Source organism: Nocardioides eburneiflavus (genome assembly GCF_004785795.1).
GTDB classification, from domain to species: Bacteria; Actinomycetota; Actinomycetes; order Propionibacteriales; family Nocardioidaceae; genus Nocardioides; species Nocardioides eburneiflavus.
On record NZ_SRRO01000001.1, the window covers coordinates 1,367,652 to 1,392,784 of the forward strand.

General features: G+C 72.3%; 27 protein-coding genes. 21 read left to right on the plus strand and 6 right to left on the minus strand.

Annotated elements, in window-relative coordinates; all coding sequences use genetic code 11:
* Positions 1–30 precede the first annotated feature (30 nt).
* Complete coding sequence (locus EXE59_RS06395) at positions 31–453, minus strand: DUF3151 domain-containing protein (RefSeq protein ID WP_135838154.1); 423 nt, start codon at positions 451–453, stop codon at positions 31–33.
* A gap of 37 nt (positions 454–490) precedes the next feature.
* Here EXE59_RS06395 and EXE59_RS06400 point away from each other — a divergent pair, with 37 nt between their 5' ends.
* Positions 491–955, plus strand: a complete 465-nt coding sequence (locus tag EXE59_RS06400; RefSeq protein ID WP_135838155.1) for an acyl-CoA thioesterase — start codon at positions 491–493, stop codon at positions 953–955.
* A 108-nt stretch (positions 956–1,063) separates the two neighbouring features.
* Here EXE59_RS06400 and EXE59_RS06405 read toward each other — a convergent pair whose 3' ends face one another.
* Together EXE59_RS06405 and lysS are read right to left on the minus strand one after the other, a co-directional pair.
* Entirely contained in the window at positions 1,064–2,116 is a 1,053-nt protein-coding gene (locus EXE59_RS06405) for a type IV toxin-antitoxin system AbiEi family antitoxin domain-containing protein (protein ID WP_135838156.1), read from the minus strand.
* Between the two features lie 221 nt (positions 2,117–2,337).
* Positions 2,338–4,065 (minus strand): lysine--tRNA ligase, encoded by a 1,728-nt coding sequence (gene lysS / locus EXE59_RS06410; protein ID WP_135838157.1) that lies wholly within the window; start codon positions 4,063–4,065, stop codon positions 2,338–2,340.
* A gap of 193 nt (positions 4,066–4,258) precedes the next feature.
* Here lysS and EXE59_RS06415 point away from each other — a divergent pair, with 193 nt between their 5' ends.
* Positions 4,259–5,248 (plus strand): helix-turn-helix transcriptional regulator, encoded by a 990-nt coding sequence (locus EXE59_RS06415; RefSeq protein WP_135838158.1) that lies wholly within the window; start codon positions 4,259–4,261, stop codon positions 5,246–5,248.
* Positions 5,249–5,259: 11 nt separating this feature from the next.
* Here EXE59_RS06415 and EXE59_RS06420 read toward each other — a convergent pair whose 3' ends face one another.
* Positions 5,260–6,171, minus strand: a complete 912-nt coding sequence (locus EXE59_RS06420; protein WP_246056564.1) for a diacylglycerol/lipid kinase family protein — start codon at positions 6,169–6,171, stop codon at positions 5,260–5,262.
* A gap of 169 nt (positions 6,172–6,340) precedes the next feature.
* Between EXE59_RS06420 and EXE59_RS06425 the strand changes: the two genes are divergently transcribed.
* From EXE59_RS06425 to purB, 5 genes are read left to right on the plus strand one after another with little or no spacing between them, the layout of a single operon-like run.
* Positions 6,341–7,627, plus strand: a complete 1,287-nt coding sequence (locus EXE59_RS06425; protein ID WP_135838160.1) for an adenylosuccinate synthase — start codon at positions 6,341–6,343, stop codon at positions 7,625–7,627.
* 3 nt (positions 7,628–7,630) lie between these two features.
* Positions 7,631–8,386, plus strand: coding sequence for a YoaK family protein (locus tag EXE59_RS06430; protein WP_135838161.1), 756 nt, complete (start codon positions 7,631–7,633; stop codon positions 8,384–8,386).
* A 44-nt stretch (positions 8,387–8,430) separates the two neighbouring features.
* A complete protein-coding gene (gene purD, locus EXE59_RS06435; RefSeq protein WP_135838162.1) occupies positions 8,431–9,717 on the plus strand; it encodes a phosphoribosylamine--glycine ligase in 1,287 nt (428 codons plus the stop codon).
* Positions 9,718–9,741: 24 nt separating this feature from the next.
* Positions 9,742–10,260, plus strand: a complete 519-nt coding sequence (locus EXE59_RS06440) for a ribonuclease FAU-1 family protein (protein ID WP_135838163.1) — start codon at positions 9,742–9,744, stop codon at positions 10,258–10,260.
* A 3-nt stretch (positions 10,261–10,263) separates the two neighbouring features.
* Positions 10,264–11,691 (plus strand): adenylosuccinate lyase, encoded by a 1,428-nt coding sequence (purB, locus tag EXE59_RS06445; RefSeq protein ID WP_135838164.1) that lies wholly within the window; start codon positions 10,264–10,266, stop codon positions 11,689–11,691.
* A 93-nt stretch (positions 11,692–11,784) separates the two neighbouring features.
* Here purB and EXE59_RS06450 read toward each other — a convergent pair whose 3' ends face one another.
* Positions 11,785–13,227, minus strand: a complete 1,443-nt coding sequence (locus EXE59_RS06450; RefSeq protein ID WP_135838165.1) for an MFS transporter — start codon at positions 13,225–13,227, stop codon at positions 11,785–11,787.
* A 36-nt stretch (positions 13,228–13,263) separates the two neighbouring features.
* On the opposite strand from EXE59_RS06450, the gene EXE59_RS06455 reads away from it, so the two are divergent.
* The 8 genes from EXE59_RS06455 (at position 13,264) to EXE59_RS24790 (ending at position 19,927) form a co-directional block, all read left to right on the plus strand.
* Positions 13,264–13,533 carry an acylphosphatase gene (locus tag EXE59_RS06455; protein WP_135838166.1) on the plus strand — a complete coding sequence of 90 codons (270 nt, stop codon included), beginning with the start codon at positions 13,264–13,266 and terminating at the stop codon, positions 13,531–13,533.
* A 77-nt stretch (positions 13,534–13,610) separates the two neighbouring features.
* The gene (locus tag EXE59_RS06460) at positions 13,611–14,159 is read left to right on the plus strand and encodes an antibiotic biosynthesis monooxygenase (protein WP_135838167.1); all 549 of its coding nucleotides are present in this window, start codon (positions 13,611–13,613) and stop codon (positions 14,157–14,159) included.
* A 41-nt stretch (positions 14,160–14,200) separates the two neighbouring features.
* Positions 14,201–15,106 (plus strand): phosphoribosylaminoimidazolesuccinocarboxamide synthase, encoded by a 906-nt coding sequence (locus tag EXE59_RS06465; RefSeq protein WP_135838168.1) that lies wholly within the window; start codon positions 14,201–14,203, stop codon positions 15,104–15,106.
* Positions 15,103–15,543, plus strand: coding sequence for an SRPBCC family protein (locus tag EXE59_RS06470; protein ID WP_281280339.1), 441 nt, complete (start codon positions 15,103–15,105; stop codon positions 15,541–15,543). Before EXE59_RS06465 ends, EXE59_RS06470 begins: the two co-directional genes overlap by 4 nt.
* 31 nt (positions 15,544–15,574) lie before the next feature.
* Positions 15,575–17,149, plus strand: a complete 1,575-nt coding sequence (locus EXE59_RS06475; RefSeq protein ID WP_135838170.1) for a long-chain-fatty-acid--CoA ligase — start codon at positions 15,575–15,577, stop codon at positions 17,147–17,149.
* On the plus strand, positions 17,149–17,334 hold the full coding sequence (locus EXE59_RS06480) for a hypothetical protein (protein WP_135838171.1): 186 nt from the start codon (positions 17,149–17,151) through the stop codon (positions 17,332–17,334). Before EXE59_RS06475 ends, EXE59_RS06480 begins: the two co-directional genes overlap by 1 nt.
* 148 nt (positions 17,335–17,482) lie before the next feature.
* A complete protein-coding gene (locus tag EXE59_RS06485) occupies positions 17,483–18,496 on the plus strand; it encodes a hypothetical protein (RefSeq protein ID WP_135838172.1) in 1,014 nt (337 codons plus the stop codon).
* Between the two features lie 132 nt (positions 18,497–18,628).
* Positions 18,629–19,927 (plus strand): calcium-binding protein, encoded by a 1,299-nt coding sequence (locus tag EXE59_RS24790; RefSeq protein ID WP_135838173.1) that lies wholly within the window; start codon positions 18,629–18,631, stop codon positions 19,925–19,927.
* A gap of 13 nt (positions 19,928–19,940) precedes the next feature.
* On the opposite strand, the gene EXE59_RS06495 is transcribed toward EXE59_RS24790, so the two are convergent.
* Positions 19,941–20,825 carry a DUF72 domain-containing protein gene (locus EXE59_RS06495; RefSeq protein ID WP_246056568.1) on the minus strand — a complete coding sequence of 295 codons (885 nt, stop codon included), beginning with the start codon at positions 20,823–20,825 and terminating at the stop codon, positions 19,941–19,943.
* 80 nt (positions 20,826–20,905) lie between these two features.
* Here EXE59_RS06495 and EXE59_RS24415 point away from each other — a divergent pair, with 80 nt between their 5' ends.
* From EXE59_RS24415 to EXE59_RS06520, 6 genes are read left to right on the plus strand one after another with little or no spacing between them, the layout of a single operon-like run.
* Positions 20,906–21,256 (plus strand): hypothetical protein, encoded by a 351-nt coding sequence (locus tag EXE59_RS24415; RefSeq protein ID WP_246056571.1) that lies wholly within the window; start codon positions 20,906–20,908, stop codon positions 21,254–21,256.
* Positions 21,253–23,013, plus strand: coding sequence for a M91 family zinc metallopeptidase (locus EXE59_RS06500; RefSeq protein WP_135838174.1), 1,761 nt, complete (start codon positions 21,253–21,255; stop codon positions 23,011–23,013). The genes EXE59_RS24415 and EXE59_RS06500 overlap by 4 nt, the downstream gene beginning before the upstream one ends.
* A complete protein-coding gene (locus EXE59_RS06505) occupies positions 22,997–23,686 on the plus strand; it encodes a hypothetical protein (protein WP_135838175.1) in 690 nt (229 codons plus the stop codon). Before EXE59_RS06500 ends, EXE59_RS06505 begins: the two co-directional genes overlap by 17 nt.
* A 59-nt stretch (positions 23,687–23,745) precedes the next feature.
* The gene (purS, locus tag EXE59_RS06510; protein WP_135838176.1) at positions 23,746–24,012 is read left to right on the plus strand and encodes a phosphoribosylformylglycinamidine synthase subunit PurS; all 267 of its coding nucleotides are present in this window, start codon (positions 23,746–23,748) and stop codon (positions 24,010–24,012) included.
* Positions 24,009–24,677 carry a phosphoribosylformylglycinamidine synthase subunit PurQ gene (gene purQ / locus EXE59_RS06515; protein ID WP_135838177.1) on the plus strand — a complete coding sequence of 223 codons (669 nt, stop codon included), beginning with the start codon at positions 24,009–24,011 and terminating at the stop codon, positions 24,675–24,677. Before purS ends, purQ begins: the two co-directional genes overlap by 4 nt.
* Positions 24,678–24,684: 7 nt before the next feature.
* Positions 24,685–25,128 (plus strand): DUF3817 domain-containing protein, encoded by a 444-nt coding sequence (locus EXE59_RS06520; protein WP_135838178.1) that lies wholly within the window; start codon positions 24,685–24,687, stop codon positions 25,126–25,128.
* Positions 25,129–25,133: the final 5 nt, after the last annotated feature.

Below are 25,133 nucleotides of genomic sequence, written 5' to 3' on the forward strand. Positions count from 1 at the left end.
GACCAGCGGTCGGTCTGACGCGACGAGCGGTCAGAGCAGCTGGTCCGCCGCGGTCGCGCTCGAGTCGCGCAGGAAGGTCGAGCAGCGCTCCCACTCGGCCGTCTCGCCGATCGCGCGAGCGGCGACGGCGAGGAGCGCCAGCGAGCGCAGGAAGCCGCGGTTGGGCTCGTGCTCCCACGGCACCGGGCCGTGGCCCTTCCAGCCGTTGCGGCGCAGCTGGTCGAGCGAGCGGTGGTAGCCGACCCGGGCGTAGGCGTAGACGGTCACGTCGTCCGCGCCGGCCTGCTGGGCCTGGGCGGCCATCGCCGCCCACGCGGCGGGCGACTCGGGGTGGCGGCGTACGACCGCTGCCGGGGCGTCACCGCTTGCGAGCTCGGCGTCGGCGGGGTCGGCGGGGAGGTGGGTGGGCGGGGGACCGGCCATCAGGTCGCCGCCGAAAGGTCCGGAGGTCATGGACCAACCCTAGGCGTGGGTCCGCCACACTTCGGTCATGGCCCAGACCTTCACCACCGAGATCCAGGCGCGCTACCGCGACATCAACCTCGCCGGGCACGTCGACAACGTCGAGGCCGTACGGGTGCTCGACGAGGCCCGGTACGAGTTCCTGAGGTTCGCGCGGCTCCCGGGCCTGCCCGACGGGGCGGCCGGCCTGCTCCACGGGGTGGACGCCGGGGTCTCCGAGCTCGTGGCCTCGCAGACGATCGAGTACCACTCGGAGATGCGGTTCGTGCCCTACCAGCCGTTCCTCGCCTCGCTGTGGGTGTCGCGGATCGGCCGGTCCTCGTTCACCGTCGCCGCCGAGCTGCGGGTCGAGGCCGGCGGCGGCCCGGCCGCGGTCTGGGAGTGCGTCAACGTCCTGTGGGACCACCGCGCGCAGTCGGCATGGTCGGTCAGCGACGCCGTGCGCGCCGACCTCGAGCAGTACGCCGGGGACCCGGTGGCCTTTCGGCGCTGACCCGAGCCCCCGCTGCCCCGGCGGCGGTCGAGCGGACCTACGTCCGCTCGACGCACGCCATGGCGTACGTCAAGCGTCCACAGCGGTGTCATGGTCCGCGCAACCACATCAGGCAGCGGTACCCACGTCAGGCACCCAGAGACGTGGCGAGCGTCGCCGCGGATTGGCCTGCGCGAACCGGCTCTGCTGCGGCGTCGGCTCACGACCGAACCGGGCCTCTGTGACGTCGTACTCCCGGCGAAGGCGATCACGAGCCCTGTCCCGGGCGGGACCGAAGCAGTCCGCCCAGACGATCCGAGACATGCCGAAGCCTTCGGCGCAGATGTCCGTACGACGAGCCTGCTGCTTCCACACGACGGCATCCGCCGACTCGGACGCGACGCCCCCTTCCTCGACGGGGACGAGCTTCAGCCTGCCTTCGCACTCGAACAAGTGGCGTCCGACGCGGATGTCGCACCAGACGGTCCGGCCTCCGGTGAGGCGCACCGCGAACTGGGTCTCCGTGACACCAATGTCCAACGACGCCACGAGCTCCCTGCCCAAGGTCTCGAGCACGGACTCGGCACCGGCGTCGGAGTCGGCGAGGGCCGCGCGCGCCTGAGCGATGTGCGGGTGGTGACGCATCCGCTCGAGCTCGGCCTCGAAATCGGGGTACGGGACGCCGAGTTGTCGTGCAGAGTCGATGGCCACCAGGCCGTGCCGGTAGCCGTGCCACCGCGCGATGTCGATGGCCGTACGGGCATACGACGTGGCCACCAGGTCGCCGACGCGCTGCACGCACAGCGACTGCAGGTCTCGATGTCGGGTGAGGCCGCTGTTGGTGCGCGTTCCGCGCGGTCCGTAGAGCGTGAGGTGGCTCGCGGGCGACGGCGGGTCGAGTGTGTCGATGGCGAGCAGCCTGGCCGCGGAGTCGTGGCTGAGGACGGCTGGGCGTCGGCTCGACAGGGCGGCGGCCCTGTCCTTGAGCATCCACCGGGCTCGAGCGTCCAGCTGCGCCAGTAGGGCGCGTTCGCAGTAGGTGCCACGCCGAACGACAGCCCATTCGCCGTCCGGTCTCGTCAAGGCCTTGATCTCGCGATCGGTGTAGCCGGCGCGCAGGGCCTGGCTGCGGGTGAAGATCCACCCCTGACGGGCAGCGACAGCGACGAGTGCAGGTCTCATGGCGTCGACGATCGTCCTGTGCGACGAGTTGGCACCAGCGTGCGGGCTGGTCGGTGTGGACGACCTGCTCGGAACGCACCCTGTGGATGATCAGCGGACAGGAATCTGGCTAGAAGGGCGCTCGACGTCCGCCGTGGACGCCTGGCGTACGGCATGGCGTACGTCGAGCGGACGATGGTCCGCTCGACCCGCCGAGCGGTCGGCGGGAGGAAGGCGTCGCGTCAGGCGCCGAGCAGCCGCCGCACCTTCTCGGGTCCGAGTGCCACCACGAGTGTAGGCAGGCGCGGGCCCCGCTCGGCGGAGACGAGCAGCTGGTAGAGCAGCCGGAAGAAGTCCTTCTGGTCGGCCTTCACCTGGTCGGTCGGCGGGTCGTCGAGCCCGAGGCCGCGCGCGACCTTGGGCACGCCGTAGACGACGCTCGTGGCGGCGTCGAGGTCGAGGTCGTCGGGCAGGCGGTCGAGGAAGATCCGCAGCCAGAGCTCCTCGTCCTCGCCCAGCGAGCCGAGGCGGTCGGCGTCGGGCTCGTCGCGCACGGTGGTGCGTTCGTCGGCGGGCACGTGCTCCGCGGTCCACTGCATGGCCTTGGACAGGCGCGGCTCGAGGTCGGCCACGGAGTCGTGCGGGAAGCCCGACGACTCCATGACGCGCGAGATGAGCTCGGCCGAGCCGGCGGTGACGTCGGCCACCGACGAGAGGGTGCGGAAGGGGACCGGCACCGCCGGCGTGGGCAGCCGGCCGGCGGACGCGGTCTCGGAGGCGCGGTGCCAGGCGAGGGTGGCGACGTCGGACTTCGCGGGGTCCGCGGCCTTGCGGCCCAGGGCGTCCCACTCGTCGTAGAGGCGGACCACCGCGGGGCCGAAGTCGATGTCGAAGGCCTGCGTCGGCGCGCGCCGGACGTAGAGCCAGCGCAGCATCGGCGCCTCGAGGATCCGCAGCGCGTCGGTCGCGGTCGGCACGCCGCCGGCCGACGAGGACATCTTCTGCACCCCGGCGAACCCGACGAACGCGTAGATCACCCGGGCCGGTGCGCGCCAGTCGAAGATCGAGGGGGCGATCTCGGTGCCGACGGTGTAGGACGAGCCCGGCGTCATGTGGTCGCGGCCCGCGGGCTCGAAGTTGACCGACTCGTAGGCCCAGCGCATCGGCCAGTCGACCTTCCACACGAGCTTGCCGTCGGTGTCGCTCGACAGGTCGGTGGTGCCCTCGAAGCCGCACGAGGAACAGGTGTAGGACAGCGTCGTGGTGGCCTCGTCGTACGCCGTGGTGGTGACGGTGTCGCGTCCGCACTCGCGGCAGAAGGGGCGGTAGGGGAATCGGGCGATCGCGTCGGCCGAGGAGGCCGCGGTCGGGTCGCCCTCCTCGTCGTCCTCGTTGGCGACCGAGTCGGCGAGGTCGGCGGCCTCCTGCGCGGACGCGTCCTCGCCGGCCGTGACCTTCTTGGTGCGGTGCTTGGCGAGCACGGCCTCGATCTCGTCGCGGCGCGAGACCGCGAGCAGGACCTGGTCGCGGTAGGCGCCGGACGTGTACATCTCGGTCTGGGAGATCTCCTCCATCTCCACCCCGAGCTCGCGCAGCGCCTCCTGCAGCGGGGCCTTGAAGTGCTCGGCCCAGCTGGGGTGGCACTCCCACGGGTCGGGCACCGCGCTCAGGGGACGGCCGATGTGGTCGGCCCACTCGGCCGGCACGCCGGCCGGCACCTTGCGGAACCGGTCGAAGTCGTCCCACGAGTGCAGGTGGCGCACCGGCACGCCGCGGCGCCGCAGCTCCTCGGCCACGAAGTGGGGGGTGATGAACTCGCGGAGGTTGCCGAGGTGGATCGGGCCGCTGGGGGAGGCCCCGGAGGCGACGGTGACCAGGTTCCCCTCGCCGGCGTGGCGTACGGCGTCGTCCGCCGCGCGCGTCACCCAGTCGACCGGCTCGCCCTGTCCCTGTCGTCCACCTCTCGCCATGCGCGCAAGGCTATCGGTGGGTTCGGCGGTGCCGATGACCGGCGCCGGAGCCGTCCCCCGCGGCGGCTCCGACGCCATCTGCTCCTGTGGAGCTGCCCGGCCGCACACCCCCGCGGCGGCACCGGCGCCTCAGTATCCGTTGGCCGTTGGCTGCCACGCGGGTCGTGAGTGCCGGTGGCACTAAACTGCCACCATGTCGGGCGACCCCTCCTCCGTGCTCGCCGCCCTCGGTCTCGATCGCAGGGCCGAGCGCCTCTACTTCCAGCTGGCCCCGGTGTCCGGGCACACGGTGGCGGGGGTGGCGCAGCTCGTGCAGACGCGCCCGGAGCAGCTGCTGCGCGACATGGGTCCGCTCGTCGAGCGCGGGCTGGTGGTGCTGAACGACGAGCGGCTCCACGTGCCGCCGCTGGCGGAGGCGGTCTCCGAGCTCGTGCTGCGCCAGGCCCGCTCGGCGGCCTCGTCGGCCACCGTGCTGGCCGGTCTCTCCAGCGCCGTGCCGCACCTCGTCGCCGCGGCGACGCGGCCCGACCGCGAGGACGTCAGCGAGGTCCAGCCGCTCGACGGCGAGCTGAGCTCGGGCGGGAACCCGCTGGACCTGCTGCGCCTCATGCTCCGCACCAGCCGCGGCGACATGCTGTGGCTGCGGCCCGACGCCTGGGCGATGCCGCGCGAGTCGCTCGTCAGTGAAGTCCTGGCGGAGGCGATCGCGACCGGGCGTCGCTCCCGGGCGATCTATCCCGTGCGCGCGCTCAGCGAGGCGCCCGACGCGCTGCGCGCACGCGCCCTGCTCGGTGAGCAGGTGCGCGTGATCTCCGAGCTGCCCACCCGCATGTTCATCCTGGGCGAGACCCACGCGGTGCTGCCCGAGCCGATCGGCTTCGCCGACGAGCCGCGGGTGCACGTGCGGCAGCGCTCGATCGTCGCGGCGCTGACCCTGTGGTTCGAGTCCCTGTGGGCGCGTGCCGCTCCCGTGCCGGAGCTCGAGTCGGGCGACGCGGACCCCGACGGTCGCCAGTTCCTCCTCGAGCAGCTCATGGCAGGCGCGACCGACGAGGTGATCGCGCGCAAGCTGGGCATCGGCCTGCGCACGGTGCGCCGCCGGGTCGCCGCCCTCATGACGGAGCTGGGCGTCGACACCCGCTTCCAGGCGGGCGTGGAGGCGGTCCGCCGCGGCTGGCTCTGACGCGCTCTGCGTCAGGGCAGGATCATCGAGTACGCCGCGCGCTCGAGGCGCCAGCTGCGGCTGCGCTCGGGGCCGGAGACCTCACCGTCGGCCGACAGCCAGAACTCGTCGCCGCTGACCTTCACCGACGTGCCGCGCAGGCTCAGCACGTCGTCGCGCTCCTCGTGCTCGCCCTTGCGGAGCCGGGCCACGTAGCCGAGCTTGGCCATCGGCTTCACGGCGCGGGAGATCATCACGTCGAGCAGCCCGTCCTCGGTGTCGGCGTCGGGGTTGAGCTCGGTGCCGCCGCCGACGTTGCCGCCGTTGCCGATCGCGACCATCAGGACCGGACGGTCGACGTCGTTGACGACGCGGCCGTCGATCTCGACCCGCATCCGCCAGCTCGGCGGGTGGAAGGCGGACAGCGCGGCGCCGATGGGATAGCCGAGCTTGCCGAGGTTGACCTTGCCGACGCCGACGGAGCCGAGCCGACCCTTCCACCTCGCGCCCTTGCGGCTGGCCTGCGCTCCGACCCCGACGTGGACGTTGTTGACCACCACGTTGCCGACCTCGTCGACGAGCAGGTCGACGCCGCGCGGCTCCCCGTCGAGGACGAGGCGGGCGGCGTCGGCGACCTCGAGCGGGATGTCGTTGCTGCGGGCGAAGTCGTTGCCGGTGCCCATCGGCAGGAGGCCGAGGGTGGTGTCGGCGAGCTCGTGGCGCTTGTGCAGCGCCGTGACGACCGCGTGCAGGCTGCCGTCGCCGCCGGCCACCACGACCGTACGACCGCCGGCGCGGTGCAGCACGCCGTCGAGCTCACCCGGGTTGGACGTCTTGGCGACCTCGACCGACGCCTGCTCCCGCAGCACGGCGAGCGCCTCGGCGAGTCGCTCCTCGTCGGACGTGCCGGCCTCGGCGTTGGTGATGACCAGCAGGGCGCGCACGAGCCGAACGCTAGCCCACGGGGTCACGGCCGCGTCCCACCCCTGGGGACGCGCGCGGGCGGGCGTACGGCCCGGGTGCGGTAGCGTGGCGTCGCAAGAGCCCCGGTGCCTTGTGCCCGGGGCTTTCGCATTCCTGGACCACCTGCCGAAGAGACAGAGGAGGGCTGAGATGCCCGCGATCGTCGTGCTCGGCGCCCAGTGGGGCGACGAGGGCAAGGGCAAGGCCACCGACCTGCTGGCCACCACCGACCCCATCGACTTCGTCGTCCGCACCAGCGGCGGCCACAACGCCGGCCACACCATCGTCGTCAACGGCGAGAAGTACGCCACCCACCTGCTGCCCAGCGGCATCCTCACGCCCGGCGCCACGTCGGTGATCGCCAACGGCGTGGTGGTCTCCCCGGAGGCGCTCTTCCGCGAGCTCGACGGACTCGTCGCGCGCGGCGTGGAGGTGGCCGACCTCAAGGTCAGCGCCAACGCGCACGTGATCGCGAGCTACCACGCGACGATCGACAAGGTGACCGAGCGCTTCCTCGGCAAGAACCAGATCGGCACCACCGGTCGCGGGATCGGCCCGGCGTACGCCGACAAGATCAACCGCGTCGGCGTGCGCATCGCCGACCTGTTCGACGAGAAGATCCTCACCCAGAAGGTCGAGGCGGCCCTCGACGTCCGCAACCACCTGCTCACCAAGGTCTACAACCGCCGCGCGATCGAGGTCGACGCGGTGGTCGAGGAGCTGCTGTCCTACGCCGACCGGCTGCGGCCGATGGTGTGCGACACCTCGCTCCTGCTCAACCGGGCGCTCGACGCCGGGCAGACGGTGCTCTTCGAGGGCGCGCAGGCGACGATGCTCGACGTCGACCACGGCACCTATCCGTTCGTCACCTCCTCCAACCCCGTCGCGGGCGGTGTCTGCGTCGGGGCCGGGGTCGGCCCGACCCGCATCGACCGGGTGATCGGCGTGATCAAGGCCTACACGACCCGCGTCGGCTCCGGCCCGTTCCCCACCGAGCTGTTCGACGAGGACGGCGTGCAGCTCCAGCAGCTCGGCGGCGAGATCGGCGTCTCGACCGGCCGTACGCGTCGCTGCGGCTGGTACGACGCCGTCGTCGCGCGCTACGCCAGCCGGGTCAACGGCCTCACCGAGCTCTTCCTGACCAAGCTCGACATCCTCGGCGCGTGGGAGCGGATCCCGGTCTGCGTCGGCTACGAGATCGACGGCCAGCGGGTCGACGAGATGCCGATGACGCAGACCGAGTTCCACCACGCGAAGCCCGTCTACGAGTTCTTCGACGGCTGGCAGAGCGACATCTCCGGTTGCCGCAGCTTCGACGAGCTGCCCAAGAACGCCCAGGCCTACGTGCAGGCGCTCGAGGAGATGTCCGGCGCGAGGATCTGGGGCGTCGGCGTGGGCCCCGGCCGCGAGCAGACCCTGGTCGTCCACGCGGACTGAGCCGTGATCCAGCCAGTGCGGGACCACCTGCTGCGGGTCGCGGGGCCGCACCGCACTCCGGCGCTCAACGCGCAGCTGGCCGGCCTGCTTGCCCTCGTCGCGGGGATCCTCAACTCCGTGGGCTTCGTGGCCGTCGCGGTCTACACCTCGCACATGACGGGCATCACCGCGACGCTGGCGGACCACCTGGTCCTCGGCGGCGCCGGGGTCGTCGGCACGGCCCTGCTGGCGCTGGTGTCGTTCGTGGGCGGCTCCATGGTCTGCGCCTGGTTGTTCAACTGGGGCCGCCGCCGTGGCCTGCGGGGCAGGTACGCCCTGGTCCTCGTCGTGGAGGCCCTGCTGATCCTCTGCTTCGGGCTCCTGGCCGACCGCGTGCGGTGGACGCACGACACCCCGCTCTTCGTGGCGGTGCTGTGCTGCACGATGGGGCTCCAGAACGCGATCATCACCAAGATCTCGGGCGCGCAGATCCGTACGACGCACGTGACCGGCATGATCACCGACATCGGGATCGAGCTCGGCAAGCTGACCTACGTGCCACGGACGCCCGGCCTCCCGCCGGTCAGCGCCGACCGGGCCAAGCTCGGTCTCCTCGCCTCGCTGGTCACCCTGTTCTTCGTCGGCGGCGTCCTCGGGGCGCTCGGCTACCCCCGGTTCGGCTTCGTCACCCTCGTCCCACCGGCGCTGCTCCTCCTCGCGGCGGCCGGTGCACCGGTGCTCGCCGACATCCGCCGAGGCTGGAGGGGAGCGTCGGGCTGAGGCACGTGGTCCCTGCGGGCAGCGCGCCGATAGGCTCGACGCCCGTGAAGACCCTCGTGATCGGAACCGGCGGCCGCGAGCACGCGCTGGCACTGGCCCTCTCCCACGACCCGGCGGTGACCGAGGTGCACGCCGCGCCGGGCAACCCCGGCATCGGCGAGGTCGCCACCCTCCATGACGTGGACCCGATGGACGGCGTCGCGGTCGCCGCCCTCGCGACCTCGATCGGCGCTGACCTGGTGGTCGTGGGCCCCGAGGCGCCGCTCGTCGCCGGGGTCGCCGACCCCCTGCGCGACGCGGGCATCGCGGTCTTCGGGCCGTCGCGGGCGGCCGCGCAGCTCGAGGGGTCGAAGGCCTTCTCCAAGGACGTCATGGCGAGGGCCGGCGTGCCGACCGCGGGGTCGCGGACCTGCACGACGCCCGAGGAGGTGGCGGCCGCGCTCGACGCCTTCGGCGCGCCCTACGTCGTCAAGGACGACGCGCTCGCCGCAGGCAAGGGCGTCGTCGTCACCACCGACCGCGCCGAGGCGCTGGCCCACGCGGCGGGGTGCGAGCGGGTGGTGGTCGAGGAGTTCCTCGACGGCCCGGAGTTCTCCCTCTTCGTCGTCTGCGACGGCACCGTCGGCCGGCCGCTGCTGCCGGCGCAGGACTTCAAGCGCATCTTCGACGGCGGTCGCGGTCCCAACACCGGAGGCATGGGCTCGTACGCCCCCCTCACCTGGCTGCCCGAGGGCGTGGTCGACACCGTGATGACCGACGTCGTCGCCCCCACGCTGGCCGAGATGCAGCACCGGGGCGCACCGTTCGTGGGCTGCCTGTACGTCGGGCTGGCCCTCACTGAGGCCGGCCCCCAGGTCATCGAGTTCAACTGCCGCTTCGGCGACCCCGACGTCCAGCCCGTGCTCGCCCTGCTCACCTCCCCCCTCGGCGCGCTGCTCCGCGCGGCCGCCGACGGCGACCTGTCGAGCGTCCCCGAGCCGACCTTCGCCGACGGCGCCGCGGTGTCGGTCGTGATGGCCAGCGCGGGCTACCCCGAGGGCTCCAGCACGGGCGACGTCGTCGTCGGCACCGAGACCCTCGCGTTCGAGGACGACGTCGACGTCATCCACGCCGGCACGGCGCGGGTTTCGACAGGCTCAACCGGCGAGGGAAGCCTGGTCACCGCCGGCGGCCGGGTGCTCGCCGTCCGCGCGGTCGGCACCGACGTCGCCGACGCCCGCGCCAAGGCGTACGAGGGGGTCTCCTCGATCAGCTTCCCCGGCGCCCAGTGGCGCCGCGACATCGCCGCCGAGCCGCTCGGGGTCGTGGAGGGCGCGGCGTCGCGTGGCTGAGCGCCGTTCGCGGTCGGGTCCGACGTGGGGGTCCGCGAGGTCCTGCACGGCCTCGAGTGGGCGTGGTGGGACGAGCGCGTGGTCGGTGACGACGGCGTGGTGCTCGCGACGGTCAAGGCCGACGGCACGCCGATGACCTTCCCCGAGCACCCGGTGCCGCACCCGTGGGGCCACCTCGACGCCTGGACCGGCACGAGCGTGCTGAAGCTGCGCCGGTCCGACGACTGGTACTCGGTGTGGAAGTTCTTCGACGGCGACGGTGCCTTCCTGAACTGGTACGTCAACTTCGAGACCCCCGTCCTGCGCACCATCGACGGTGTCGACGTCAACGACCTCCAGCTCGACATCGTCATCGCCCCGGACGGCGAGTGGCGGTGGAAGGACGTCGAGCACCTGGCCCCGAGCATGTCCGGTGCCCGGATCACCGCGGACGAGCTGCTCGCGACGCTCGACGCGGCCGCCGACGTCGCGGACCTCCTCGAGCGTGGTGACCGCTGGTGGGCGCCGTGGGACGACTGGTCCCTCGCGGATGGGACAATCTGATCCGTGAGCCTCCCCAACGTCCCCAATGTGCTGGCCACCCGCTACGCCGGAGCCGACCTCGCCGACATCTGGTCGCCCGAGCACAAGATCGTCCTCGAGCGCCAGCTCTGGGTCGCGGTGCTCAAGGCCCAGCGCGACCTCGGCATCGCCGTGCCCGACGGTGTCGTCGAGGCCTACGAGTCGGTCATCGACAAGGTGGACCTCGACACGATCTCCGCCCGTGAGCGGATCACCCGCCACGACGTGAAGGCCCGCATCGAGGAGTTCTCCGCCCTCGCCGGTCACGAGCACATCCACAAGGGCATGACCTCGCGCGACCTCACCGAGAACGTCGAGCAGCTGCAGGTGCGCCGCTCGCTCGAGGTGGTGCGCGACCGCGCCGTCGCCGCCCTCGTCCGCCTCGGCCGCCTCGCCGCCGAGCACGAGGCCACCGTCATGGCCGGCCGGTCGCACAACGTGGCCGCCCAGGCGACCACGCTCGGCAAGCGCTTCGCCACCGTCGCCGACGAGATGCTCATCGGCGTCCAGCGGATCGAGGAGCTGCTCGCCCGCTACCCCCTGCGCGGCATCAAGGGCCCGATGGGCACCGCCCAGGACATGCTCGACCTGCTCGACGGCGACGCCGACCGGCTCGACGAGCTCGAGCAGCGCGTGGCCGCCCACCTCGGCTTCGACCAGGTGCTCTCCAGCGTCGGGCAGGTCTACCCGCGCTCGCTCGACTTCGACGTGGTGTCGGCCCTGGTCCAGCTGGTCAGCGGGCCCTCCAACCTCGCCACCACCGTCCGGCTCATGGCCGGCCACGAGCTGGTCACCGAGGGCTTCAAGGAGGGCCAGGTCGGCTCGTCCGCGATGCCCCACAAGATGAACACCCGCTCCTGCGAGCGGGTCAACGGCCTCGCCGTGGTCGTCCGCGGCCACCTCTCGATGGTCAGCGAGCTCGCCGGCGACCAGTGGAACGAGGGCGACGTCTCCTGCTCGGTGGTGCGCCGCGTCGCGCTGCCGGACGCCTTCTTCGCCACCGACGGCCTGTTCCAGACCTTCCTCACGGTGCTCGACGAGTTCGGCGCCTTCCCGGCGGTGATCCAGCGCGAGCTCGACCGCTACCTGCCGTTCCTCACGACGACCAAGGTGCTGATGGCCGCCGTACGCAACGGGGTCGGCCGCGAGGCCGCGCACGAGGCGATCAAGGAGGCAGCCGTCGGCACCGCGCTCGCGATGCGTGGGGGCCAGGCGGACAACGACGTGTTCGCCAAGCTCGCTGCCGACGAGCGGCTCGGGCTGACCCGCGAGCAGATCGACGCGCTCGTCGCCGACCCGATCGAGTTCACCGGCGCCGCCGTCGCCCAGACCCGCGCGGTCGTCGCCCGGGTCGAGGCGCTCGCCGCGCGCCACCCCGACGCCGCGGCGTACGTCCCCGGCGCGATCCTCTGACCTTCCAGTCCCTTTGGTGCGGTTCTCGGCCGCTGCAACGGGCCGGAACCTCGGGAACCACCGGGTAGCCGGTGGTTCCCACCGAGGCCTGCCTCAGTCCCCGCGCCGCCAGGACCGCACGGCGGCGGCGAGGGCCGCGGACAGCACGAGGAGCGCTGTGAGGAGGGCCGCCCGGGCGGCCACCGGCGCGGACGAGACGGCGTCGACGGCCTGGTAGACGGTCATCAGGAGCGCGGCGCCGAGGGCGGAGCCGATCCGCTGCCCGGTCTGCAGCGCGCCACCCGCCGCGCCTCCCATCTGCGGCGGGACCTCGGCGAGGGTGAGGGTGAAGTTGGGGGAGATCACCCCGCCGCCGCCGACCCCGGCGAGCAGCATCGCCGGTGCGAGCGTCCACCACAGCCGGTCGGTCGGCTGGGTCACCAGCACGGCGGCGAGCGCGGTGCCGGTCATCATCACGCCGAGTGCGACCAGCGTGACGCGGCGCCCGATCCGGCCCACGAGCCTGCCCGCCAGCGGTGACGTGGTCGCCGCGCCGACGGCGAAAGGCGTCATCAGCAGCGCCGCCCCGAGCGGCGAGAACCCCTCGCCCTCCTGCAGGTGCACCGACAGCACGAGGAAGATCCCGGTGAAGCCGGTGAAGTAGAGGGTGCCCACGAGCAGGCCGTTGGCATAGCCGGGCAGGCCACGCAGCAGCGACACGTCGAGCAGCGGCGGTCGCCCGCGGCGTACGGTCTGGCGCTCCCACCGGACGAACGCCCACGCCAGCACCGGGAGGGCGAGCAGCCCCACCAGCGGCGGGCCGGCGCCGCCCTCGAGGCTGATCAGCGGGTAGAGGACCGACAGCACCGCGAGCCCGAGCAGCAGCGCACCGACCAGGTCGACGCGCGGGTCCCTCTCGGCCTCCGCGCCCACGTCGTTGTCCGGCACCAGCCGGCGGATCAGCACCAGCGCGACCAGCCCGATCGGCACGTTGATGAGGAAGAGCGACCGCCACCCGTCCTCCTCGCCCAGCAGCGCGATCAGCGCCCCGCCGATCAGGGGGCCCGCGGCCGAGGCGACGGCCACGGTGAAGCCGAACATCCCGAACGCCCGGCCGCGCTCGGGCCCCCGGAAGAGCTGCTGGATGAGCCCGGAGTTCTGCGGCGTCAGCAGTCCCGCGCTGGCGCCCTGCGCCAGTCGGGCGACGACGATCCAGGCCGCACTGGGCGCCAGCCCGACCGCGGCACTGGAGCCGACGAAGCCGATGAGGCCGATCGTCATCATCCGGCGACGGCCGTGCGCGTCGCCGAGGCGCCCGCCGGCGACCAGCGTCACGCCGAAGGCCAGCGCGTAGCCCGACACCACCCACTGGATGGTGGCGGTGCTGGTCTCGAGCCCGGCGCGGATCGAGGGTACGGCGACGTTGACGATCGTGACGTCGAGGAGCGACATGAAGCCCACGACCAGCGAGACGGCGAGCACCCGCCAGCGGCGGGGGTCGGGGACGTACGCCTCCTCGTCCCGGGAGGCGGCGTCCGTGTGCTCGCGCTGGCTCATCGCCGACAGCCTTGCACCCGAGGCATGATCGGGGTCATGAAGGCGATCCAGGCGCGGGTGAGCGGGCAGGTGCAGGGCGTCGCGTTCCGCTGGCACACCCAGGAGCGGGCGCAGCAGCTCGGCGTCACGGGATGGGTACGCAACGAGGTCGACGGCACCGTGCTGGTGCACGCCGAGGGCGAGGACGACGCCGTCGACGCCCTGGTGGAGTGGTGCCGCCACGGCCCACCGTCGGCGAGGGTGCGCGACGTCGCGGCCCGCGACGCGGCGGTGACAGGCGCCTCGAGGTTCGAGGTCACCGGCTGACGGGGGACGCCCACGTGGCCGGGATCTCGTCCCCGTCGGCTTCACCCCGCCGGCCCGGGCGCCCGACACTGATGGACATGAGCGCCCCCGTGACCGTCTCCGTCACCCGCCACGTCGACCCCTCCCACACCACGCAGATGCTGGCGTGGATGCAGGCGGGCACGTCGATGGCGGAGAAGTTCGACGGCTTCCTCGGCTCCGGCTGGGTGCGGCCGAGCACAGACTCGCCCGACTGGCACATGCTGTACCGCTTCGCCGACGCCGAGTCGCTCGCCGCGTGGGAGGCGTCCCCGCAGCGGGCCTGGTGGCTCGAGGCCGCTGCCGGTGACGTGGAGGAGTCGCGTCGCGAGCGGCGTACGGGCATCGAAGGGTGGTTCGACGAGCCGGCGTCGGTCGAGCTGCTCAGTGCCGCACCGGCGGCGCCGCCGCGGTGGAAGCAGATGGTGGTCATCTTCCTGGTGTTCCTGCCGCTGAGCCTGGTGGCGAACTTCGTCGCCTCGCGGACGATCGCCGGCTGGCCGCTCGTCCCCCGGGTGGTGCTGGTGACCACGGTGATGACGCCCCTGATGACGTACGTCTTCCTGCCGTGGATCACCCGGCGGATGAGCTGGTGGCTGCACCGCTGAGACCTGGCGGGTCCCCGCGGCCATCTCGGTAGGCTCAGCGCGTGGCAGCCGAGCTGAACATCCCCGCAGCCCCCGTCATCGAGGGCACCACCCACCTCCACTCCGGCAAGGTCCGTGACCTCTACCGGATCGACGCCGGTGAGCACGAGGGCCGGTTGCTGATGGTCGCCAGCGACCGCATCTCCGCCTACGACTTCGTGCTCGACACCACGATCCCGGACAAGGGCGAGATCCTCACCCGGATGTCGCTGTGGTGGTTCGACGAGCTGTCCGGCCTCGTGGGCAACCACGTCGTCTCGACCGACGTGCCGGCCTCTGTCGCGGGGCGGGCCGTGGTCTGCGAACAGCTCGACATGTTCCCCGTGGAGTGCGTGGCCCGTGGCTACCTCACCGGCTCCGGGCTGCTCGACTACCGGCGTACGGGTCAGGTCTGCGGCATCGCGCTGCCCGCCGGCCTCCAGGACGGCAGCCGCCTCCCCGAGCCGATCTTCACCCCGGCCACGAAGGCCGACCTGGGCGACCACGACGAGAACGTCGACTACGAGGCGGTCGTCGAGGCGGTCGGCGACGACGCGGCCGCCGAGCTGCGGATGCTCACGATGGAGGTCTACGACAAGGCCCACGGCCTCGCCCGCGACCGGGGCATCATCCTGGCTGACACCAAGCTCGAGTTCGGCCGCCGGCCCGAGACCGAGGGAGGGGCGACGATCCTCGCCGACGAGGTCCTCACCCCCGACTCGAGCCGCTTCTGGCCGGCCGCGGACTGGCAGCCGGGCCGCGCGCAGGAGTCCTACGACAAGCAGATCGTGCGCGACTGGCTCACCGGTGAGTCCGGCTGGGACCGCACCTCCGGCGAGGCCCCGCCCCCGCTGCCCGAGGCCGTCGTCGAGCGCACCCGCGCGCGCTACGTCGAGGCGTACGAGCTGCTCACGGGGGAGTCGTTCTGACCACGCGCCGCTTCAGCGCGGACGTCGAGCTCCCGCACTCGGCGGAGCGGGCCTTCACCTACCTCGTGGACCCCCGCAACCGAGCGGCGTGGCAGTCCAGCCTGCTGTCGGTCGACGTGCCGGCCGACGAGGAGCCCCACCTCGGCCAGGCCTGGAGCGAGCTCACGGCGGTCGGTGTCCGGCCGCACCTCGTCGTCACCGAGTTCGTGCCGTTCCGCACGTGGGCCGAGCGCGGCACGTGGCGGGGTGTCGAGGCCACCCTCCGGCTGCGCTTCACCGCGCGCGGCACGGGCTGCCGCGTGCAGGCCGAGGGAGAGGCGACCGGGACCGGGGTGTACGCCGTCGCCGCGGCCACCTCGGGGCTGCTGGCGGGCCGCGCGATCGCGGCAGACCTCCGAAAGGCCGGTCGCCTCATCGGGGAGCGAACGGACGGGTGACTGCCCCCACCACCCTGAGTAGGTTGGCCGTATGCCGAACCTCTCCTCCCTCCTCGAAGGCTCCGCACAGGCCTACCCCGACCGTACGGCTGTCGTGCTGGGGGAGACCCGCCTGACGTACGCCCAGGTCGACGCCGCCGCCAACCAGGTCGCCAACCTGCTGGTCTCGCGCGGGATCGAGCCGGGCGACAAGGTCGCGCTGAGCTGCCCGAACCTGCCGTACTTCCCGATCATCTACTACGGGATCCTCAAGGCCGGGGCGACCGTGGTGCCGCTCAACGTCCTGCTCAAGGGCCGCGAGGTGGCCTACCACCTCGACGACAGCGACGCGAAGGCGTACTTCTGCTTCCAGGGCACGCCCGAGCTCCCCATCGGAGCCGAGGGTCACGCGGGCTTCGAGCAGACCGACTCGTGCGAGCACTTCTTCCTCATCACCGCCGACCCGGCGGCCGCCTCGCCCATCGAGGGCACCGAGACGCTCGGCCAGGCGCTGCAGGGACAGTCGCCGACCTTCGAGACGCGTGAGGTCGACGGGGACGACACCGCCGTCATCCTCTACACCTCCGGCACCACCGGCCAGCCCAAGGGCGCCGAGCTGATGCACCGCAACATGATCTCCAACGCGATGGCCAGCGACGCGCTGTTCGGCGCCGACGCCGACCACCCCGACACCCTGCTGTGCGTGCTCCCGCTGTTCCACTCCTTCGGCCAGACCGTCATCCAGAACGCCGGCTTCGCCTTCGGCGGAACCGTCGTGCTGCTGCCGCGCTTCGAGGCCGGCCCGGCGCTGGAGCTGATGGACAAGGAGGGCGTCACGTTCTTCGCCGGCGTCCCGACGATGTACTGGGGGCTCCTCGGCGCCCTCGACGACTCGGGCGTCGACGTGAAGAAGCTCGCCGACACGATGCGGGTCGCGGCCGCCGGCGGCTCCGCACTGCCGGTCGAGGTGCACAAGGAGTTCGAGCGCCGGTTCGGCGTCACGATCCTCGAGGGCTACGGCCTCTCCGAGACCTCGCCGGTGGCCAGCTTCTCGGTCTGGGGCGAGCCCGCGCGGGTCGGCTCGATCGGCAAGCCGATCCCGGGCGTGGAGATGAAGCTGATCAACCCCGAGCCGGGCGTGCGCGAGGACCTCGAGGACGGCGAGGACCCCGAGCACATGGTCGGTGAGATCGCGATCAAGGGCCCCAACATCATGAAGGGTTACTACGGTCGCCCCGACGCCACCGCCGAGGCGATCGTCGACGGCTGGTTCCGCTCCGGCGACCTCGGCCGCAAGGACGCCGACGGCTGGTACTACATCGTCGACCGCTCGAAGGACATGATCATCCGCGGCGGCTACAACGTGTACCCCCGGGAGATCGAGGAGGTCCTCCTCACGCACCCCGCCGTGTCGCTCGCGGCGGTGATCGGCGTGCCGCACGAGAGCCACGGCGAGGAGATCAAGGCCGTCGTCATCCGCAAGGACGGGGCGACCGTGACCGAGGACGAGCTCGTCGCCTGGGGCAAGGAGCAGATGGCCGGCTACAAGTACCCGCGCATCGTGGAGTTCGTCGACGCCATGCCGATGACCGCGACCGGCAAGATCCTCAAGCGCGAGCTCAGCTGATGCGCGCGCTCGGGATCGCGCTCGGCGTGCTGATGGTGGCCATGGGCGCGATCTGGACCTTCCAGGGCCTGGGCTACATCGAGGGCAGCGCGATGACCGACCAGTCGATCTGGGCGGTCCTCGGCCCGATCCTCGCGGGCTTCGGGGTCGCGCTGGTGATCGTGGCGGCGCGCCGGCGGGAGTGACGTACGGCGTCACCTGAAATCGGCGGTCCTGGGGAACCAGGTGCAGGCCGATCCGCCGGATGCGCCTGCTTGTGGTTCCCCAGGCGTCGTCCTCCACAGCTGGACGCGCGAGCGCATGCAGTGCAGTGCCAGCGGGCATGCCTCGCCCATGTCCGGCTTCCACCCCCGCTGCCCGCCCCCGACCCGGCTCGTCCGTCCGGTCCGGGTCGACCCGGACGGAGAATCCGGACCTCGCCGCGGAACTGCCGCCGGCCCGTCCTGGCGGACGACCAGCCATGGCTTCGTGGTCCCCGCCGACGTGCCGCAGACCGTCGAGCAGCGCATCCTCGAAGCGGCCGTACATCTTCCCGAGGGCGGGATGGTCACCGGCTGGGGTGCGCTCCGGCTCGCCGGTGCCGCCTACGTCGACGGCTTCGCCGGGCGGAAGCCACGACCGGTGCCGGTCCTGCTGCCGCACACCTCCCGCATCCGTGGACCGGGGGTCCTGGTCGAACGCACGCGGGGTCGGCTCCCGGACCCGGTCGTCAGGCACGGTGTGCCATGCGCGCCCAGTGAGATCGCGCTGCTGCACGAGCTCAGGCGCGCATCGTCTGCGCGGGCGGCCGGGGTCATGGTCGACATGGCGCTCGCGGCGGGTGTCATCGACCTCGAGCGGGCACGTCACGTCGCCACGACGCGACGCCAGTCCCCCGCAGCGGCGTACGCCCTCGAGCGGGCGTGCGCCGGGTGCCGCTCGCCCAAGGAGTCGGAGATGCTGCAGGTCTGGGAGTCGGACGTCGGGTTCCCTCGACCGCTCATGAACCGCGAGGTGCTCGACCTGTCCGGCCGGTTGCTCGCTGTCGTCGACCTGCTCGAGGTCGAGTCCGGCACCTACGGCGAGTACAACGGTGCCTCGCACCGCAACCGCGAGCGTCAGCGCCGTGACGAGGCGCGGGCGGACGCGCTGCGGGGCGTAGGGCTCGAGGGGTTCGTCCTCGTCGCGGGTGACTCCGAGCGCGTCTGGCGGGAGCGGATGGCCTCGGCTCGCGAGCGAGCGCTGTGGCTGCCTGAGGAGCGGCGGCGGTGGCGGCTGGGCGCCTTCGTCCCCGCACCGCCGTTGCCGGACACGGAGGAGGCCGCCCTCGACGCGATCATGCTCGAGCACTACCGCTCGCTGGAGTGAGTGGGGAACGACGTGCACCTGTTCGTGCCCGGGATGGCTGTCGCTCGTTCCCCAGCCTCCCCGCAACCGATGGTCTAGACATGCGTGCTTCCACCGATGACGCCCCCGGCGGTCGCCCACCACGATGCCGCCATGACGCGCATCCTCAGACAACCAGCCCTAGCCATCGCAGCCACCGCTGCCCTCGTCGTCGGCCTCGCAGGTCCCGCATCCGCGGCCGTCACGGTCAGCGGATCCTCGGTGAACGGTGACGGCGCCAACGACTTCTTCTCGGTGCTCTGCTCGGGCGGCGTGCTCGGCGCCTCGGGCACCGCGACCACCGGCGACCCGTGTGCCACCCTCCAGAGCCTCGACGTCGATCCCGGCGCGGGGACCGACACCCTCAACCTCTCGGCGGTGACCGCTGCGGCGTTCCCGGCGCTCCAGAGCATCTACGTCAACTCCGACGAGAGCGGCGTCAGTGAGGCCGACAACGTGACGGGCTCGCCGCTGGGCGACCAGCTGTCGGGCGACTTCCTCGACACGATCAGCGGCGGGGGTGGCGACGACATGATCGACGGCGCCAACAGCGCCTCCGGCGGCGACGGCGACGACTCGTTCATGAACATCGACTCCATCGCCTCCGGAGGGGCCGGCGACGACCGGTTCATCCAGTTCACCTCGTCGGGCGGCATCGACGGCGGCCCGGGCACGGACTCCTGGGAGCTCGACTTCGACCAGGCCACGCTGGGCGTCGGTAACGTCACGGCCGCCTTCACCGTGAACGCCACGGGCCTGACGCTCAACGTCGATGGGATGCCGTCCGCGTCGGTGTCGGCCAGCGGGATCGAGCAGATGTTCGTCACCCTGCTGCGCCAAGGGACCCAGAGCTATGACGGATCGGGCTTCCCCGGCACCCAGCACGTACGCGGCGTGGCGGGACCGGACACCCTCACCGGAGGCGCCTTCGACGACGCGCTGTTCGGCGGCAGCGGCGACGACACGGTCACCGGCGGTGCCGGCGCCGACGTCCTCAACGGCGGTCTAGGCAATGACACCATCCAGGCCCGCGACGGCGTCGCGGACCGTGTCGACTGCGGTGACGGCACCGACACGGTCGTCGCCGACGCCGTCGACGCAGTGGTCGGGTGCGAGACCGTGCAGCTGCCGCCGGTCGTCACGCCGCCGCCGGTCGTGCCCCGGACGAGCAGCATCAAGGGCAAGAAGACCTACGCCAAGCCGGTCGTCGCGAAGTTCGGCTTCACCTCGCCGACCGCAGGTGCGACCTTCCAGTGCAAGCTCGACAAGGGCAGGTGGAAGGCGTGCACGTCGCGCCACAAGGTCAAGACCGCCAAGCTCAAGGTCGGCAAGCACAAGCTCCAGGTCCGTGCCGTGCTGGCCGGCGTGGCCGACCCCACCCCCTCGGTGAAGAAGTTCAAGGTCACCACCTGACGCACGTCGAGGTTCACGCGCCCCCGGGTGGGATGCCCAACCGCTCCTGGAGGGCCATCGCGTCGAAGGGCGCGTGGACCTTGGCGTCGTTGTCGAAGTAGACGAAGACGTCGAGCCCGTCGGCCTCCCAGCCCCGCACCTTCTCCGCCCACCGGTCGAGCGCCGCGGCGGAGTAGTCGCTGGCGTAGAGCTCGGTGTCGCCGTGCAGCCGGACGTACGCCACGTCGCTGGTCACCTCGTCGAACATCGGCCAGGTGCCGGCGGAGTCGGCCACCACCATCCCGATCCCGTGCGCACGCAGCAGCTCGCAGAACTCGGCCGTGCGGAAGGACTGGTGCCGCACCTCGAGGACGTGGCGCAGCGGGCGGTCCGCCGGTGTCGCGGTGTCGGCCGGCTCCTTGAGCTTCGACGCGTCGTGGTGGGCAGCGGCGTACGCCGCGGCGTCCGCGGTGGTGCGCGGCAGCAGGTCGAAGAACGCGGCGAGCCGGTCGGGGTGGAACCCGAGGTTGGGCGGGAGCTGCCACAGGAACGGACCGAGCCGGTCGCCGAGCGACAGGACACCGCTCGCCAGGAAGGTGCCGAGCGGGGCCTCGACGTCGACCAGCTTCTTCATGTGGGTGAGGAAGCGCGGGCCCTTCACGGCGAAGACGAAGTCGGCGGGCACCTCCGCGGCCCACGCCCGCCAGCTCGAGGGTCGCTGCAGGGAGTAGAACGACCCGTTGACCTCGACGGACGTGAGCCGCTCGCCCACGTGCGCGAGCTCGCGGCGCTGCGGCAGGCCGCGCGGGTAGAAGACCCCGCCGCCACCCGGCGTACCGCCAGCCGGAGATGCCGATGTGCGCCACCTGCCGTCCCTCCCGTCGCGAGCCTCCGTCCCACTGGCGTACCCGATGTCCACACAGCCGATGCCCCGGGTTTCGCCGACGGGTCACCGGGTATCCCTCACCTGACCGCGACGACGCGACCGGAGGACTGCCGATGTACACCGTGCCCGAACAGCTCTCGGAGCTCGCCGGCACCTGCCTGAGCGCTTCGCAGGACGTCACCGACGCCTGGGCAGGCGCTCTCGGCGCCCTCGCCCTGGGCGCCGGCGCGGCCGGCAACACTGCCGGTGGCGGCAGCTTCCTGGGGGCCCATGCCACCGCGACCGAGTCGGCCGACCTGGCCCTCGGCCGCTGTGCGGCGGTGCTCGAGCAGGACATGGACGACCTCTACGCCGTCGCGTTCGACATGACCACCACCGACGAGACCACTGCAGCCACGCACCGGGCCGTTGCGGCTGGTCTCGACGGCGGAGCCCGACGGGCCGACGGCAGGACTCCGCGATGAGCGGCGCCGGCGTCTGGGACCTTGCTGCGAGGCCGGACGCGCTCGACGCCGCAGCGCAGGCGTGGCTCGGGATGGCCGAGCGCGTGGACGAGGCCGCGACCTCGGTGAACAACCGTGCCAGTGGCGTGCTCGGCTCGTGGGAGGGCGAGAGCGCGACCTCGTACGACGCCCACCGACGGACGCTGGTGACCTCCGTCGACGAGGCCACCAACTCCGCGGCACGGGTGTCGACCGCGCTGCAGCGTGCCGCGGGCTCGCTGCGCAAGGCGCAGGCCGACCTCGACGCGTCCTGGGCGAGCGTCTCCGACATCCCCTCCGTCGTCGGAGGCGGGACCGTGACCTTCCAGCCACGTGACGACGCCGAGGCGACTCGCGCCCGTACGGCCATCGACCGCGCCGACGAGGTCCGGGCCAGGCTCGACGCCGAGCTCGCCGAGGACGCAGCCGCGTTGACCGCGGCCACCGAGCTCTGGGAGCAGACGGCCGCGCAGTGGGCGTCGATCGCGGACGGCAGCACCGACGGGTTCACCGTCCCGTCCGGGTCCGGTGACGTCGGGATCATCGTCGTCGGCGACCGCGTGATCGTGAACGGCACCGACGGCGACGACGACATCTCGGTCACCGTCGACCCGGTCACCGGGGAGCAGACCGTCGTGGTCAACGGCGTCGCCCACACCGTCCCCGCAGGCCAGGAGGTCGTGGTCCGCGGCGGCGACGGCAACGACACGATCACGGTGCCGCACGGCGGCGGGATCAGCTTCACCCTGATCGGCAGCAGCGGTCGCGACGACCTCACCGGCGGCGACGGCGACGGCGACGACACCCTCCTCGGCCTCGACGACGACGACAACATCGACGCCGGCGCGGGCGATGATCGCGTGTCGGGCGGGGCCGGCCAGGACTACCTCAACGGGCAGGGCGGCGACGACCGGGTCTCCGGCGGCGAGGGACGCGACACCCTCTACGGGCTCGGTGACGACGACACCCTGAGCGGCGGCGCCGAGCAGGACTACCTCGAGGGCGGCACCGGCAACGACGCCCTGTCCGGTGGGCACGGCGGCGACGTGCTCTCCGGTGGCGACGGCGACGACACCCTCCACGGTGGCGCCGGCGCCGACGTCTCCTACGCCGGGCGCGGCACCGACACCACCCACGGCGGCACCGGGCCCGACACCGCCAACAGCGAGGCCGGCGACGCCCATTACGGTGTCGAGTCCACCGTCACCATCGAGATCCCCGACGGCCTCGCCGGCATCCGCATCGAGGGGAGCCCGGAGTTCGTCGAGCGGGTCGAGGCCGACCTGCAGCTGCTCGCGAGCTCGCCCGAGGGCCAGCAGATGATCGCGAACCTCCAGCAGCACATCGAGGACGGCCCCGACACGCTGACCATCCGCGAGTACCACAACCCCGCCGACCCCGACAACAGCACGGCGTCGACCGACGGCACGAACTCCGTGATCAACTACAACACCCGGCTCGACGACTTCCGCGGGGCGCCGCCGGTGGTGGTGCTCTACCACGAGTTCGCGCACGTCTACGACTACATGAACGACACCTTCGACTCGACGACCTACTCCGGCGACGACACGACGGACCACGGCATCCGGCAGGGCGAGCGCCAGGCCACCGGTCTGCCGATCGACCACGACCACGACCCGTCGACGCCCGAGGTCATCGACCCCGACCACGACCTCGGGCTCACCGAGAACGGACTGCGCGACGAGATGGGCCTGCCCGACCGTGAGCACTACGGCTGACCGGCGCCCGCGTCGGAAGGCGCTGGCGGCGCTGCTCGTGGGCATCCTGGTCGCCACCGGATGCGCCGACGCCCAGGAGGAGCCGTTGCGACCCACCTCGACCGACGGCGGTCCGTCCGAGCCAGCGCAGGACGTCCCGCGCCCCGACGTCACCTTCGACGTCGAGGTCTCGCCCGGGTCGGACGCCATCGCCGTCTCGTGGTCGCTGACCAACACCGGCGACGCGCCGCTGATGGTCGTCGACCGCGTCCCCCGCGCCTCCGGGGCGTCGGTGGCCTACGACCCGGAGGAGGCGTACGTCGTGGGCGGCGACGACGGCGCCGTGCAGGTCGCGCAGCGTCTCTACGACCTCCCCGAGACCGACCGGATGACGTGGGCGCGCCTGCCGCGGGCCGGTGCGACCGAGCTCGCGCCCGGCGACGTCCTGCGCAGGGACCTGGCCGTCGAGCTCCCGCTGCGACGGTCCTCGCCGTGGGGCGACGACATCGGCCACGGCCCGATCGAGCTGCCCGACCCGGTCACGTCGGTGCAGTTCTGCCTCGGCGTGGTCGCCGGCGAGCCCGAGCCCTCGTGGGGCCTCGACCGCACCGACGGCGAGGTCCTCCTCAACCACGGCGGCGGCGCGGTGGCGGCCCAGCACGTCCTGTGCTCGGACCCGATCCCGCTCGACTGACCACGGCTCCCTAGGATGGGTCCCGCATCCGTCCAGCCCATGCAGTGCAGGAGCGCCCCGTGGCTCGTTACGTCGTCGATGTCATGCCCAAGCCCGAGATCCTCGATCCCCAGGGCAAGGCCGTCCTCGGCGCACTGCCGCGTCTCGGCTTCGCCGGGGTGAGCGACGTGCGCCAGGGCAAGCGGTTCGAGATCGAGCTCGAGGGCGAGCCGAGCGACGCCCTCCTCGAGGAGGTCCGGGCGATGGGGGAGAAGCTGCTCTCCAACCCGGTGATCGAGGACTTCGAGGTCCACCTGCAGGGCGAGCCCGAGGGCGAGTTCGCGTGAAGGTCGGCGTCGTCACCTTCCCCGGCTCGCTCGACGACGTCGACGCGCGCCGCGCGGTCACGATCGGCGGCAACGACGCCGTCGCGCTCTGGCACGGCGACGACGACCTCCAGGGCGTCGACGCGGTCGTGCTGCCGGGCGGCTTCTCCTACGGCGACTACCTCCGCTGCGGGGCCATCTCGCGCTTCGCGCCGGTGATGACGTCGGTCGTCGAGGCGGCCGGCAAGGGCATGCCCGTGCTCGGCATCTGCAACGGGTTCCAGATCCTCTGCGAGTCGCACCTCCTGCCCGGCGCGCTCATCCGCAACGACCACCGCAAGTTCGTCTGCCGCGACCAGCGCCTGCGCATCGAGCGCGTCGACACCCCGTGGACGTCGGCCTACGCCCCCGGTGCCGAGCTCACCATCGTGCTCAAGAACGGTGAGGGCGGCTTCGTCGCCGACGAGCCCACCCTCGACATGCTCGAGGGGGAGGGGCGCGTCGTCGCGCGCTACCTCGACGACAACCCCAACGGCTCGCTGCGCGACATCGCCGGCATCTCCAACGAGCGCGGCAACGTCGTCGGCCTGATGCCGCACCCCGAGCACGCCGTCGAGGACCTCACCGGTCCCGGCACCGACGGGCTCGGCTTCTTCACCTCGCTCGCCTCCACCGTCTTCGCATGAGGACCTGATGAGCCCTCGCCGCCTCCACCGCGGTGCCGCCGTCGCCGAGGCGATCACCTGGGCGCTGCTGCTGACCGGGATGTTCCTGAAGTACGTCACGGAGACCACCGAGCTCGGCGTACAGGTCTTCGGCATGGTGCACGGCGTCGTGTTCATCGCCTACTGCCTGGCCACGGGGCTGCTGTCGGTCGACCAGCGGTGGCCGGTCAGCCGACTCGCCCTGGGGCTCGGCGCTGCGGTGCCGCCCTTCGCGACCGTGCCCTTCGAGCGGTACGCCGAGCGCACCGGCCTGCTGGGTGACACGTGGCGGCTGCGCACCGAGACGCCGAGCGGGCTGCTCGAGAAGCTCGCCGCCTGGTTGCTCCGCCGCCCCGCGCAGGGTGCGCTCGTGGGTCTGGTCGCCGTGCTCGGCCTGACCGGCGTCGCGCTGCTCGTCGGTCCGCCGGTCTGAGGCCT